The following is a 13,222-nucleotide window of genomic DNA, read 5'->3' on the forward strand; positions in this document are numbered from 1 at the left end:
GATCAGGTGCGGATCGCAAAGGGATCGCGGGCCTCGCTCGACAGATCGATCATCAGGTTCTTGATCTCGAGGTACTCGTCCAGCGCGTGCAGGCCGCGCTCGCGGCCGATACCGCTGGCCTTGACCCCGCCGAATGGCGCCTGGGCGGCACTGGTACGGTAGGTATTGACCCACACCCCGCCTACCTCGAGGCATCTGGCCACGCGGTGCGCCCGTGACAGGTTCTGGGTCCACAGCCCGGCGACCAGGCCGTAGGCGGTGCCGTTGGCTATGGCGATGGCCTGCTCCTCGGTGTCGAACGGGATGATCGCCAGCACCGGGCCGAATACCTCTTCCTGGGCCAGCTCGGCGTCCGATGCCACCTCGGTGAACACCGTGGGCTCAATAAAGTAACCACGCATATAGCTCTCGCCCTGCGGTACCCCTCCACCAACCGCCAAGGTTGCGCCCTGCTCGCGCGCCCGCTGGATAAAGGCCTGCACCCGCTGATGCTGGGCTTGGGTCGCGACTGGCCCCATCTCGGTGGATTCGTCTCGGGGGTCGCCGACGCGAATCGCCCGAGCCCGCGCGCATACCTGAGCCACCACCTGGTCGTAGATCTCGCGCTGCACCAGCAGCCGCGAGCCGGCTATGCAGGTCTGGCCGGCAGCGGCGAAGATCCCCGCCACTGCACCGGTCACCGCCTGATCGAGGTCGGCATCGGCGAACACGATATTGGCCGACTTGCCGCCCAGCTCCAGGGTCACCGGCGTCAGATGCTCGGCGGCTACCCGCGAGATCGCCTTGCCGGTGGCGGTGCCTCCGGTAAAGCTGATCAGGTCGATACCCGGATGACCGGTGAGCGCCGCACCGACGCTGCCGTCGCCGGTGACCACGTTGATCACCCCCGCTGGGAAACCGGCCCTTTCGCACAGTTCGGCGAAGGCCAGGGTAGTCACGCTGGCCATCTCTGAAGGCTTGATCACTACCGTGCAGCCCGCCGCCAGTGCTGGTGCCAGCTTGTTGGCGAGTATCGCCATCGGCGAATTCCAGGAGGTGATCAGAGCGGCAACGCCGCGCGGCTCTCGAGTGGTGAAGTCGACCAACTCGGGGCGGTCCAGCGGGATGCTCTCGCCGTGAAGCTTGTCGGCCCAGCCAGCAAAGTAGCGGTAGTTGCGCGCTGCGAAGCGCATCTGCACGCGGGTCTCGCGGATCACCTTGCCATTGTCGGTGGTCTCGAGCTGGGCCATGCGCTCGGCATCGGCTTCGAGCAGCTCGGCCAGGCGCTGCATCAGCGTGGCCCTGGTCAGGCCGTTGGTGTATTTCCAGCCGCCGTCGAAGGCTTCCCGCGCCGCTTTCACCGCGGCATCGACATCCTCGGCGGTGGCCTGTGGCAGCTGCGCCCAGGGTTGCTGGTCGACCGGATTGATGGCCGGGAAGGTGGCGCCGTTGGCGGCATCCCGCCAGGCGCCGCCGATATACAGTTGGTAGGTGGTTGGCACGGAAGATTCTCCAGGTAAACGGGTGATCAGAGGGAGGATGCTCTCAGCGGAACGGGTCGAAGAAGTAGCCCACCGGCCAGCGCATGTTGAAGGCCTCGCTCAGGCCGAATAGCGCCGCCATCAATAGCGCCACGCCAATCAGCGTGGCCAGCCAGCTCATCTTGCCGACCAGGCGGCAGAAGGCGACGGTGAAGATTGCCGCCGAGGCCATCAGCCCAATCAGGTAGATGCCCAGGTAGAGGGCGGCGAGCCAGGCCAGATAGGGTGCCGTACGTCGAAACTTGGCCCCCCACAGCGGCTCGTAGCCGGTATCGCCAATGTGTTCACCGCCAGCGGGTGACGCCTCCTTGGCGCGATAGGCCCGTGCGCGGCGTACTGTCAGTACCCCCTCGACACTGAGCAGCACCAGCATCGCGATCGCCACCACCTGGGGCATCAGTCGTGCGTTGAACGGATAGCCGGCGGCCATGTGCAGGGCCACGACCATCACCCCGGCCAGCACCGCGATGAGCAGCAGTTCTTCACGTAGTCGCCGTGTCATTAGCTCTCTCCCAAGCCCTTGCGTTTGGCACGTACCCCGGCCACTACCACGCCCACGGCCAGCACACCGATGATGATGACGATAGGGTCGCTGAGCCACGACCAGCCGTAACGCGAAGCCGAGATGGTCAAGTAGCGCTCGATGCTCGGTGCCAGTACGAAGCCGATCAGTACCGGCGCCCGCGGCCAGTCATAGGTCTTGAGCAGCCAGCCGAACATGCCAATGACGATGAAGGCGATCAGATCGCCCCACTGATTGGTGTTCTGATAAGCGCCCACCATCATCACGATTATCAGGAAGGGCGCGAACTTGGCAGCCGGGATGGTGCTCAAGCGAGCGATAGGCCGCGACAGCAAGAAGCAGGCGAAGGCGCCCACGACATTGGCCAGCGCCAAGGTCCAGACGATGGTCAGGGTGATCGATAGATCCGAGGTGAGCATCGACGGACCGGGCTGGATGCCCAACAGGATCAGGCCACCGAGCAGCACCGCGGTGGTACCGCTGCCGGGAATGCCGAACAGCATGGTGGGGATCAACGAGCCCCCCTCCTTGGCGTTGTTGGAGCTCTCGGGAGCGATCACTCCGCGCACGTCGCCCTTGCCGAAGCCACGCTTGTCCTTGGCGCTCTGCACTGCCTGGCCGTAGGAGAGCCAGTCGACCACCGAACCGCCAAGCCCGGGAATAGCACCCACCGCCACCCCAAGGGCCGCCGAGCGCAGCACCAGCCAGCGATTGCGAAAGGTATCGCGCACCCCATCCTTCCAGCCGCTGGAGACCTCCTTGACCTTGGAGACAGCGCGGTTGTCGGCCAGCAGATCGATGATCTCCGGCACCGCGAACAGGCCCATGGCCAGTATCGCCAGCGGTATGCCGTCCATCAGATAGATACTGTCGCCGACGAAGCGGAAGGTCACCGTCGAGGGTGCCGAGCCGAGCATGGCGATCATGATGCCGATCAGGGTGGCGAGGATGCCGCGGAAAGGATACTTGCCGGCCAACAGGCCGACCACGCATAGCCCCAGTACGGTGAGCATGAACAGATGCGGCGACTGGAAAGCTAGTACCAGCGGCCGGGCTACGGGCAGGATGGCGAACAGCACCAATGCACCGATCAGGCCGCCGACCAGCGAGGCGCTGAAGGCCGCGCTCAGGGCACGGCCGGCCTTACCCTGTTGGGCCATCGGATAGCCATCGAGAATGGTCGCCTGGGAACCCGCCGAGCCGGGCACCCCGATCAGAATACTGGGGAAGGTATCGGCAGTGGCAATCACCGCCGCCATACCGATCAGCATCGCCGTGGCGGCATGCGGGTCCATGCCGTAAACGAATGGCAACAACAGAGACATGCCCACGACGCCCCCCAAACCGGGGAGAATACCCACCACCAACCCGACGCTGATGCCCAATAGCATGAACACCAGACGGGAGGGATCGAGGACCAGCGCCAGGGCATCAAACGCGGCGGCTAACACGGCGTCGAGCTCCTATCTGCGAGTAAGGGGCTGGGCGCTGTCGCCTAACGCCGCGGCAGCGCCTGAAAAGAGGCCCGGGGAGGGCCAGGCCCTCCCCGGATGCCGACGTCCGCGCCTTAGAGGTCGGCGTCGTAGCGCTCCTTGAAGGTGTCGCGCAGGTAATCGAGCGCCTCGTCAGAGATATCCAGGGTGGCACTCATGGCAGTGTAGGCATCGTCGCCCACCAGCCACTCGTAGGGGCCGTTGGCCTCTTCGGAGTCGGCCAAGAAGTCTTCGTCCTGGCGCGCCTGTTCGAAGGCGTAGTGCAGGTCGTTGATCGAGTCCTCCGGGGCATCGGCCTTGGCCCATACCATCTTGATACTGCCCGCCGAGAGCACCGCACGGTAGGCGTCCCAGGCGACACCAGACGGCGCTTCGCCGTGACGCTCTTCGTAGACCTCTGCCACGGTGGGCATATCGGGGAAGGCCGGGTCACGCACCAGCTCACCGTCAGTATCGATGATACCCAGGCTGAACAGCGGCACCGCGGTACCCTCCTCGACCAGCGGCTGGACATTGGAGGTATAGGCACTGGTGGTCTGGAAGTCGAGGTTGGTCTCGCCCTGCTCCAACGCCAGGCGGGTCGGCCCGCGGCTCTCGTAGCCGAAGATGGCATCGTGGGGCAGGTCGAGCAGTGCGAAGGCAGCAAGTGCCATGGAGCCGATCGCCTGTGGCGAAACCTCGCCGTAGATCAACTCGTCGACGTCCCATAGCTCGAGGGGCTCCTCGATGCCCAGGTCGGCACTGGCATAGATCACGCCGCCCTGTGCCATGGCCACGATCGGCTCATAGTCGCGGAAATCATAGCGCACGGCACTGGAGCCATACATGAAGGGGAATACCTGGCCGGCGCTCTGCAGCATCACGGTCATACCGTCGCTTGCCGTACGCAGTTCGAACTCGTTGGTGCCCTGCACGCCGCCCGCGCCCGGACGGTTAACCACCTGTACGCCGACGTCGTCGCCGAGGAAAGGGCCAATGGTAGCAGCAATATAGCGAGCCCAAGTGTCTGCGCCGCCGCCGGGCGCCCAGGGGGTAAGGATCTCGAGGGTCTCGCCCTCGTAGAAGCCGGTCAACTCGGCGTGGCTATTGGCCACCACTCCGGCACTCAGACCAGCGGCGACCGCAAGCGTCAATGCGCGGCGGGTAAAACGTGAGGCGTGATATCTGGCGTTATTCATATTATTAACTCCCGGTGTGTGTTTCCCGACTAGGCAGATCGAGTCCACACCCATGGGGTTAGGCTAGGCTCGACTCCGCCACTTGCTGTTATTGTGTACCTGAGTATGCAATTGAGCTCATCGATATGCAATAGTCAGAAAAAGCGAGGTATGCTGACGACTGACCTCTGCCACGCTGTATTAAAGCGTAGACACTTGCATACGGTGACGTCGACGTCTGTTTGCGTCGGGCTCACCGGTGACCACGCCCACTCACAGGAGCACACCGAATGGATATGGCACTCACTAACAAGGTGGCGCTGGTGACCGGCGCCAGCCAGGGCATCGGCTTCGAGACGGCGCTACTGCTCGCCAAGGAGGGCGCCAAGGTGGCGCTGGTGGCACGCCGCGAGGCTCCCCTGCAGGAGGCCGTCGAGCGAATCGCTGCCCTTACCGGCCAGCGCCCGCTGGCCATCGTTGCCGATATTGCTAGCGCCGACGGCCCTGCCGGAGCAGTAGCACGCACCGTCGAGGCCTTCGGCGGCCTGGACATCCTGGTAAATAATGCTGGCAGCAGCGCTTCTGGCCCCTTCCTGGAATCTGATGACGACCTGTGGCAAGCCGATATCGAGTTAAAGCTGATGGGTGCGATACGCGGAATTCGTGCCGCTCTGCCGCACCTCACGGCCTCATCGACGGCGGCGATCATCAACGTCACCACGGTGTCGGGCAAGGCGCCGCCGGCCAACACCCTGCCCACCTCGGCGACCCGCGCAGCCGGTATCGCCCTAACCAAATCGCTAGCCAACGAACTCGGCGCGCAGGGCATTCGCGTCAATACCGTGTGCTTGGGCAGGGTGCGCTCGGCCCAGATCGAGCGCCGCTGGCAACACGAGGCGCCGGAGCTCAGCTGGGAGGACTACTCGGCGCGCCAAGGCCAGGCCATTCCGCTGGGCCGGCTAGGTGACGCCAGTGACGTTGCCAACGCCATCGTATTCCTGGCCTCACCCCGCGCCGGCTATGTCACCGGCGCCAGCCTCAATGTCGACGGTGGTCGCGGCGCCACCGTCTGATCTTCGCAATTCACTGTGAGCCAACAACCAACGCCCAATAACAACTGTATAGGAGCTTTGCCATGCCAAGTGTTGCCCAGACCCTGATCGACGGCCTGTGCCGCGAAGGCGTTACTCATGTGTTCGGTATACCCGGCACCCAGAACCTGGCGCTACTCGACGTGATCCGCGAGACCCCTGAGATACGTTTCATCCTCACTCGTCACGAGCAGGGGGCAGCCTTCATGGCCTACGGCTACGCCCGCGCCGGCCAGCGCCCGGCAGTGGTTACCGCCACCGAAGGGCCGGGCGTCACCAACATGGCCACGCCGTTCGGCGCCGCCTATCGCGGCAACGTGCCACTGATCGGCATCAACGGCCTGCAGGAGGAGTGGCTGCGCGAGAAGGACGCCAGCCAGGAGATGGACCAGATCACCTTCTTCAAGCCGATCACCAAGTGGGCCTACTCCATCACCGGACCAACCAAAGCCCAGGAAGCGCTACGCAAGGCGTTTCGCACGGCACTTGCCGAACCACCGGGACCGGTTCACCTGGAAGCCTCTACTGCCATCTACCGCGCCGAGGTCGAGGCCGAGACGCAGTCGCCGCAGCAGTACCGCGCCAGCGTGCTGCCTGAAGTTGCCGGGCAGTGCCTCGACCAGGCCGCAGCGCTGCTCGCCAAGGCCGAACGTCCGGTGATCCTGGCCGGCAGCGGCGTGCTTCGCGAGCGCGCCAGCGGCGCACTGATCGCCTTCGCCGAGCGCCACAACATTCCGGTCGCGCCGCTACAGTTCAGCCCCGACGCCTTCCCGACATCGCATCCCTTGGCGCTCGGCCCGCTGGGCCGTAACGGCTGGAACAGTGCTAACCGGGTGGTCAAGCAGGCCGATGTGGTTGTCGCAGTGGGCGCGCGCATGGACCTTTTCTCGACCACCTTCAAGCACGGTCTGATCGGCCCGGACGCCACCCTGATCCACCAGGCTGCAAGCGTAGACCCCATCGGCACGGTATTTCCGGTGGACGTTGCCGCAGTGGGCAGTACGCCGAGTTTTCTGGAAGGTCTGTCCGGCCGTCTCGACGGCCAGCACTGGGAGTGGGTCGATGTGGCCGCCGAGGTCGCACGTTGGGAAGAGGAGCGACAGGCGTTGATCGACCCTCATGCCGAGCCGATCCAGCCGCCGTTCGTCGCCGACATGCTCAGGCGCACCCTGCCCAAAGGCGGTATCATGGTGGTCGATGCCGGTAACGCCGGCAAGCACGTGCGCCAGCACTTCGTCAGCTACGCCCCGGACACCTACATGTTTATCGACAACTGGGCGGCGGTGGGTGCCGGCTTCCCCACCGCACTGGGTGCTGCGCTGGCCCGTCCCGATGTACCGGTGCTGGCGGTGCAGGGCGACATGGGCTTCATGTGCAATATCGGCGAACTTGAAACCGCGGTGCGCGAGAAGATCAAGCTGGTCGCCGTGGTGATCAACGACCAGGGGCTCGGCAACGAGCGAGCCTTCCAGGACGCCCACTACGCTGGCCGGCATTTCGCCGTCGACTACCAGAATCCCGACTTCGGCGTCCTGGCCCGCGCCTTCGGTGCTCACGGCGAGCAGGTCACCCGCCCCGGCGACCTGGAAGCCGCCATGCAGCGCGCCTTCGCCGCCGACGGCCCGGCGGTGGTTGACGTGATGATCGACAAGCAGCACCTGGCACCGGTGCTGTTCAAGGCCTGAGCCCCCGAGACAAGGAGCATCATGGACGATAGTGCGACCCGCACGACACCCGACCGCAGCGCGATACGCAACCTGGTGATGGTCTGCATCGGCCTGACCAGCGTATTCGTGTCCCAGACCATGCTGCTGCTGGCGGTGCCGCTGCGGGCACTGGAGCTGGGCGCCAGTCCGTCGCTGGTGGGGGTGATCCTCTCGGCGCCCTACCTGCTGCCGCTGGTATTGGCGATTCCGCTGGGCGGCATCGTTACCCGGGTCGGGCCGCAGAAGGTGTTCTTCATCGGCGCCATCGGCATGATGATCGGCCCCTGGCTGAGCCTGGCCGCCCCCACCTTCAGCGGGCTGGTGGCCACCCAGATCACCATCGGCCTGGCCCACGTGGTGATGGTGATCGCCGCCCAGTCGGTGGTCGCGGGCCTGGGCCGCGGGCGTGCCCTGGAACGCTACTTCGGCTGGTACACCATGTGCCTCTCGGGTGGCCAGTTGATCGGCCCGCTGCTCGCTGGCTACATGATCGACAGCCTTTCGATGGCCTGGGTGTTCGCCACCATCGGTGCCATCCCGGCGATCAGCCTGGTGAGCTCCTGCTTCTTCGTCGGCAACGCCCGGCGCGGCCACGCCACGCCGCGCTCACTGCTCGGCTACCGTGCCCAGGCCTCGCTGCTGCGCGACAATATCGGCGTGCAGATGTCGATCGCGGTGACCGTGGCGGTACTCTTCGCGCTCGGCGCACATGCCGCCTTCCTGCCGGTCTACCTCGAGGAGCTGACCTTCTCGGCGACACTGATCGGAGTGCTGGTCAGCATGCGGGCGCTGGCGGCGATGGTGATTCGCCCCGTCATGCCGCAGGTGATCCAGGCACTGGGAGGACGCGCCAGGACCATGATCGCCTCACTGGCGGCGGTGGCCATGGGGCTGATGTGGACCGGCATGACCGGCAGCGTGGCGGCACTGGCGCTGCTGGCGATCCTGGTCGGTCTGGGCTCGGGGATCTCCCAGCCGCTGTCGATGGTGATTCTCGCCGAGCACGTTCACCCCGAGCAGCGCTCCAGCGCGCTGGGCATGCGCCTGATGGGCAATCGCGGCGCCCAGGTGCTGGCACCGCTGGTGCTCGGGGTGATCGCCGAACTGGTCGGCTTCACCCTGACCTTCCTGCTGGCCGGGGCCGCCCTGCTGGCGGTACTGGTCATCGTGGTACGCCTGCGCCCGGCCTTCGAGCGCGCCGAAGCGGACAATGCCCGGCGTTGGTCCTGAGCGATTGTCCAGGGTCTGATCAGGCCGCTACGAAGCGCAGCGCCAGGCCGTTGTTGCACCAGCGCAGGCCGGTGGGATCGGGGCCGTCGTCGAACACATGGCCCTGGTGGCCCTTGCAGCGCGCGCAGTGGTACTCGGTACGCGGGAAGAACAGGAAGTAGTCGACCTGGGTCAGTAGATGCCCCTCGACGTGCTCGAAGAAGCTCGGCCAGCCGGTTTTGGAGTCGTACTTCATGTCGCTGGTGAAGAGCAGCAGATCGCAGCCCGCGCAGCGGTACTCGCCGTCGCCCCACTGCTTGTCCAGCGGGCTCGAGAAGGCCCGCTCGGTACCGTGATCACGCAGTATCTCGTACTGCTCGGGGGTCAGCCGCTCGCGCCACTCGTCGTCGCTGAGCTCCAGGGGTTCAAGCCCGGGCGCCGGCTCGAGATCGAGCTTGGGCCGCCCCAGTGCCACACCGGGCAGCAGCCCGGCCAGTCCGCCCACCCCCAGCAGACCCATGAACTGACGTCGTTTCATACGCTCCTCCCGTTTGGCCCACAAGCGTTGCCAGGCCAATGCCTAACGCAACGAGGGGAAGCGCTTGGCGCTTCCCCTCGTTCAGACCCTCGGCGTCGCGAGGGGTTCAGCTGCCGTCAGTCGAGACGCGGCCCGGCGGCGACGATGGCCGCATCGACGCCGGCGAACTTCTTGAAATTGTCGACGAACTTGGCCACCAGGTCCTGCATCTGGCGCTGGTAGGCAGCCTGGTCGGCCCAGGTCTGGCGCGGGTCGAGCAGGCTCGAGTCGACGCCGGGCACCGCTAACGGCACGGCGAGGTTGAGGCCGTCGATACTGCGGGTCTCGGCCTCGCGCAGCACGCCTGACTGGATCGCACTGATGATGGCACGGGTGGTGGGGATCGAGAAACGCGTGCCGCCCTGGCCGTAGGCGCCGCCGGTCCAGCCGGTATTGACCAGGTAGACCTGCGAATCATAGGACTCGACGCGCTTGATCAGCAGATCGGCGTACTCGCGGGCCGGCCGCGGGAAGAACGGCGCGCCGAAGCAGGTCGAGAAGGTTGCCTCCAGGCCTGCCGATGAGCCCATCTCGGTGGACCCCACCTTGGCGGTATAGCCCGACAGGAAGTGGTAGGCCGCCGCTTCCTTGGAGAGCACCGAGACCGGCGGCAGCACGCCGGACATGTCGCAGGTCAGGAAGATGATCGCATTGGGCTCGCCGGCACGATTCTCGGCGACGCGCTTGGCGACATGCTCCAGCGGGTAGGCGGCCCGCGAGTTCTGGGTCAAGCTGTCGTCGGCGTAGTTGGGCTCGCGGCGGTCGTCGAGCACCACGTTCTCGAGCACCGCGCCAAACTTGATGGCCTGCCAGATCACCGGCTCGTTCTTCTCCGAGAGATCGATGCACTTGGCGTAGCAGCCGCCCTCCATGTTGAACACCGTGCCCTCGCCCCAGCCGTGCTCGTCGTCGCCGATCAGGTAGCGGCCCGGGTCGGCAGACAGCGTGGTCTTGCCGGTGCCGGAGAGGCCGAAGAACAGCGTGGTCTCGCCATCTTCACCGACGTTGGCCGAACAGTGCATGGGCAGCACGTCGGAGTCCGGCAGCAGGAAGTTCTGCACCGAGAACATCGCCTTCTTCATTTCACCGGCGTAGCGCATGCCGGCGATCAGCACCCGGCGGCCGGCGAAGTCGATGATCACCGTGGACTCGGAGTGGGTGCCGTCACGGGCCGGATCGCAGACGAAGTCGGCGGCATTGAGAATCGTCCACTCGTCCTTGCGGGCCGGATTGTAGGCCGCTGGCCGCACGAACATGGTGCGCCCGAACAGGTTGTGCCAGGCGGTCTCGGTGACGGTGCGAATCGGCAGGTAGTGCTGGGGGTCGGCACCGACGTGCAGCTCGGAGACGAAGTGATCGCGCTCGGCGAGATAGGCATCGACGCGCAGCCACAGCGCGTCGAACGCCTCGGCGTTGAACGGCCGGTTGACACTGCCCCACTCGATCTGGGCGCGGGTGGAGGGCTCGTCGACGATGAAGCGATCGGCGGTGGAGCGCCCGGTGCGCTTGCCGGTGTTCACCACCAGGGCGCCGTTGGCGGCAAGCCGCCCTTCTCCGCGCTTGACCGCTCGCTCGATCAGCTCAGCGTGGCTGAGGTTGGTGAAGCAGGTCGGCGCGGCGGAGGCCTGGGGCGCAGCGGCGGGTGCGGCTTGGGTCGTGGTCATGTTGGTGTCCTGGGCCTTGCGGCCGATTCTCTCTCGTTAGCCGGGCGTCTGACGACGCACTAGTGCCTGATGACCCGCCGGTGAACGAGTGGGCTCGTCTCTGATGGTTGGCGGGCGATCGCGTCAAAGGGGCGGCCATTATGGCAAAAACAATTCTTGTAGCAAACGGCGCATTTCGCGGCATTTCTTGTAGTTTTACTACTACATGAGCGCGAGTTGGTGACGCTTAATGCAGCGTGGGCGGCGGCGCATCCGGCGACTCGATCAGCGCCTCGATCTCGGCGGCGCCAAAGTGGTAGCGGGTATTGCAGAAGTGGCACTGGGTGTCGATGGCCTGCTGCTCCTCGAGGATCTGGCGCAGCTCCCCGGCCCCCAGGCTGTAGAGCGCCTGGGCGATGCGCTCCCGCGAGCAGTTGCAGCCGAAGCGCAGCGGCTTGGGCGGAAACACACGCGCCTGCTCCTCATGGTAGAGGCGGAACAGCAGGGTCTCGGCGTCGAGCTCGAGCAGCTCGCTGTGCTGCAGGGTCGCGGCGAGGTGCACGCTGCGCTCCCAGGCATCCGGGTCGTGGTTGCTGGCGTCGTCGGGCAGCTGCTGGAGCAGCAGGCCGGCGGCCCGCGCCCCGTCGGCGGCCAGCCATAGCCGGGTCGGCAGCTGCTCCGACTGGCTGAAGTAGGCCTCGAGACAGCCGCCCAGGCTGTCGGCGGAGAGTTCGACGATACCCTGGTAGCGCTTGCCTTCGCGGGGGTCGAGGGTGATCACGATGCGCCCGGCGCCCAGCAGCTCCTTGAACGCGGCGTCGTCGGCAGGCAGCGGCTGGCCCTCGCCGAGGCGCGCAATGGCGCGCATTTCACCACCGGGGTTGGACTCGGCCATCAGCAGTTCGAGGGGGCCATCGCCGCGCACCTCGATGCTCAGGGTACCGTCGAGCTTGACGGTCTCGGTGAGCAACGCCACCGCGGCCAGCAGCTCGCCGAGCTGGCGGCTAACCGCCAGCGGATAGGCGTGGCGGTCGAGCACTTCGCGGTAGGCATGCTCGAGCTGCACGACCTCGCCACGCACATTGGTGCCATCGAAGAGAAAACGCTGAATCTGGTCGGTCATGGGTCTCTCGGGTAACGGGTAGAACGGTCAGTCATCGCCCTGACGGCGCTGAAAACGGGTGATCTCGCGGCGCTGCTTCTTGTCGGGGCGTTTGAGGGGATGCTGCATGGCCTGGTTGGTGAGCCGTCGCGCTTCGGCTTCGCGCTCGCGGCGCGCCACGCTGTCGGCGGTTTCGCGATACAGCTCGCGGGCCTCGGGGGCGCCGCGGCGCTGGCCGGAGAGCGCCACCACCTCGACCTCGAGGATGTCCCAGCCCTGGGGCACCCGCACCAGGGCGCCGGTCTCGACGTTCTTGCTGGTCTTGGCGCGGGCGCCGTTGTAGTGCACCTTGCCGCCCTCGATGGCCTTCTTGGCCAGCTGGCGGGTCTTGAAGAAACGCGCGGCCCACAGCCACTTGTCGAGTCGGACGTTATCCATGGCGCTCTCCATCCTTCAATGCGGCGGCCGCTCATCGGGCAGTATGGTGGCAAAGCGATCCAGGGCGATGAACTCCTCGAGGGCCTTCTCTGGCCGGCTGCTGTCGGGCTGCTTGATGCCCAGCAGGTGGCGAATGCCGTACTCGCGGGCGCTCTCCAGCACGTGGGGGTTGTCGTCGATGAACAGCGTGCGGGTGGGGTCGAAGGGCTCGACCTCCTGCAGCTCGAACCAGAACTCCTGGGCCTCCTTGGCCACCCCCAGGTCAGCCGAGGAGACGATTGCATCGAGGTACGTCTCGAGCCCGGTCAGCGGCAGCTTGAGCTCAAGGCTGGCACGGTCGGCGTTGGTCGCCAGCACCACCCGCGGATGGGAGCGCTTGAGCCACTTAAGAAAGTCCAGAGCGTCGCTGCGCAGCCCGATCAGGTGCTGCACCTCGCGCTTGAGGGCGACGATATCGACGTTCAGCTCGTCGCTCCAGTAGCTCAGGCTGTACCAGTTGAGGGTGCCCTGCTCGCCGATGATGCGCGCCTTGAGCGCATCCTGGGCAGCGGCGTCGAGGCGATGCAGCTCGGCATAGCGCCGCGGCAGGTGCTCGAGCCAGAAGTGGCTGTCGAAGTGCAAATCCAGCAGCGTACCGTCCATGTCCAGCAGCACGGTGTCGATGGCCCGCCAGTCGATCATGCTCAGGGCTCCGCAGTGGTGAATCGAGAGTGGTATTGTACGCGAACCGATGGGCCGAGACACGGCCCGCCACGCGGCCTGC

Annotated in this window: 12 protein-coding genes; 3 read left to right on the top strand and 9 right to left on the bottom strand. The window is 65.8% G+C overall.

Going from position 1 to position 13,222, the window contains the following annotated elements; all coding sequences use genetic code 11:
- Window positions 1-2: 2 nt before the first annotated feature.
- The 4 genes from QC821_RS03445 to QC821_RS03460 all read right to left on the bottom strand — a co-directional run bounded on the left by QC821_RS03445 (window position 3) and on the right by QC821_RS03460 (window position 4,714).
- A complete protein-coding gene (locus QC821_RS03445) occupies window positions 3-1,481 on the bottom strand; it encodes an aldehyde dehydrogenase (RefSeq protein ID WP_309717015.1) in 1,479 nt (492 codons plus the stop codon).
- Window positions 1,482-1,524: 43 nt separating this feature from the next.
- Entirely contained in the window at window positions 1,525-2,022 is a 498-nt protein-coding gene (locus QC821_RS03450) for a hypothetical protein (RefSeq protein WP_309717017.1), read from the bottom strand.
- Window positions 2,022-3,494, bottom strand: coding sequence for a tripartite tricarboxylate transporter permease (locus QC821_RS03455; RefSeq protein ID WP_309717020.1), 1,473 nt, complete (start codon window positions 3,492-3,494; stop codon window positions 2,022-2,024). Before QC821_RS03455 ends, QC821_RS03450 begins: the two co-directional genes overlap by 1 nt.
- 116 nt (window positions 3,495-3,610) lie before the next feature.
- Window positions 3,611-4,714: a Bug family tripartite tricarboxylate transporter substrate binding protein gene (locus QC821_RS03460; protein WP_309717023.1), complete on the bottom strand. Its 1,104-nt coding sequence runs from the start codon at window positions 4,712-4,714 to the stop codon at window positions 3,611-3,613.
- A gap of 269 nt (window positions 4,715-4,983) precedes the next feature.
- Between QC821_RS03460 and QC821_RS03465 the strand changes: the two genes are divergently transcribed.
- The 3 genes from QC821_RS03465 (at window position 4,984) to QC821_RS03475 (ending at window position 8,720) form a co-directional block, all read left to right on the top strand.
- Window positions 4,984-5,766 carry an SDR family NAD(P)-dependent oxidoreductase gene (locus tag QC821_RS03465; protein WP_309717026.1) on the top strand — a complete coding sequence of 261 codons (783 nt, stop codon included), beginning with the start codon at window positions 4,984-4,986 and terminating at the stop codon, window positions 5,764-5,766.
- Window positions 5,767-5,828: 62 nt separating this feature from the next.
- Entirely contained in the window at window positions 5,829-7,469 is a 1,641-nt protein-coding gene (locus QC821_RS03470) for a thiamine pyrophosphate-binding protein (RefSeq protein WP_309717028.1), read from the top strand.
- A gap of 21 nt (window positions 7,470-7,490) precedes the next feature.
- Window positions 7,491-8,720: an MFS transporter gene (locus QC821_RS03475; RefSeq protein ID WP_309717031.1), complete on the top strand. Its 1,230-nt coding sequence runs from the start codon at window positions 7,491-7,493 to the stop codon at window positions 8,718-8,720.
- A gap of 19 nt (window positions 8,721-8,739) precedes the next feature.
- On the opposite strand, the gene msrB is transcribed toward QC821_RS03475, so the two are convergent.
- From msrB to yrfG, 5 genes are all read right to left on the bottom strand, one after another.
- The gene (gene msrB, locus QC821_RS03480; RefSeq protein WP_309717034.1) at window positions 8,740-9,237 is read right to left on the bottom strand and encodes a peptide-methionine (R)-S-oxide reductase MsrB; all 498 of its coding nucleotides are present in this window, start codon (window positions 9,235-9,237) and stop codon (window positions 8,740-8,742) included.
- Window positions 9,238-9,353: 116 nt separating this feature from the next.
- The gene (locus QC821_RS03485) at window positions 9,354-10,940 is read right to left on the bottom strand and encodes a phosphoenolpyruvate carboxykinase (protein ID WP_309717037.1); all 1,587 of its coding nucleotides are present in this window, start codon (window positions 10,938-10,940) and stop codon (window positions 9,354-9,356) included.
- Window positions 10,941-11,166: 226 nt separating this feature from the next.
- The gene (gene hslO / locus QC821_RS03490; protein WP_309717040.1) at window positions 11,167-12,042 is read right to left on the bottom strand and encodes an Hsp33 family molecular chaperone HslO; all 876 of its coding nucleotides are present in this window, start codon (window positions 12,040-12,042) and stop codon (window positions 11,167-11,169) included.
- Window positions 12,043-12,069: 27 nt separating this feature from the next.
- Window positions 12,070-12,459 carry a ribosome-associated heat shock protein Hsp15 gene (gene hslR / locus QC821_RS03495; RefSeq protein WP_076746989.1) on the bottom strand — a complete coding sequence of 130 codons (390 nt, stop codon included), beginning with the start codon at window positions 12,457-12,459 and terminating at the stop codon, window positions 12,070-12,072.
- 15 nt (window positions 12,460-12,474) lie between these two features.
- Window positions 12,475-13,140, bottom strand: coding sequence for a GMP/IMP nucleotidase (gene yrfG, locus QC821_RS03500; RefSeq protein WP_309717045.1), 666 nt, complete (start codon window positions 13,138-13,140; stop codon window positions 12,475-12,477).
- Window positions 13,141-13,222: the final 82 nt, after the last annotated feature.

Source organism: Franzmannia qiaohouensis, from assembly GCF_031451695.1.
GTDB lineage: Bacteria > Pseudomonadota > Gammaproteobacteria > Pseudomonadales > Halomonadaceae > Franzmannia > Franzmannia qiaohouensis.

What these genes read in the sequence shown, in the direction of transcription:
- QC821_RS03450 (WP_309717017.1), bottom strand. Translation starts at nt 2,022, where the DNA reads ATGACACGGCGACTACGTGAAGAACTGCTGCTCATCGCGGTGCTGGCC.
- QC821_RS03460 (WP_309717023.1), bottom strand. Translation starts at nt 4,714, where the DNA reads ATGAATAACGCCAGATATCACGCCTCACGTTTTACCCGCCGCGCATTG.
- QC821_RS03465 (WP_309717026.1), top strand. Translation starts at nt 4,984, where the DNA reads ATGGATATGGCACTCACTAACAAGGTGGCGCTGGTGACCGGCGCCAGC.
- QC821_RS03470 (WP_309717028.1), top strand. Translation starts at nt 5,829, where the DNA reads ATGCCAAGTGTTGCCCAGACCCTGATCGACGGCCTGTGCCGCGAAGGC.
- QC821_RS03475 (WP_309717031.1), top strand. Translation starts at nt 7,491, where the DNA reads ATGGACGATAGTGCGACCCGCACGACACCCGACCGCAGCGCGATACGC.
- msrB (WP_309717034.1), bottom strand. Translation starts at nt 9,237, where the DNA reads ATGAAACGACGTCAGTTCATGGGTCTGCTGGGGGTGGGCGGACTGGCC.
- QC821_RS03485 (WP_309717037.1), bottom strand. Translation starts at nt 10,940, where the DNA reads ATGACCACGACCCAAGCCGCACCCGCCGCTGCGCCCCAGGCCTCCGCC.
- hslO (WP_309717040.1), bottom strand. Translation starts at nt 12,042, where the DNA reads ATGACCGACCAGATTCAGCGTTTTCTCTTCGATGGCACCAATGTGCGT.
- hslR (WP_076746989.1), bottom strand. Translation starts at nt 12,459, where the DNA reads ATGGATAACGTCCGACTCGACAAGTGGCTGTGGGCCGCGCGTTTCTTC.
- yrfG (WP_309717045.1), bottom strand. Translation starts at nt 13,140, where the DNA reads ATGATCGACTGGCGGGCCATCGACACCGTGCTGCTGGACATGGACGGT.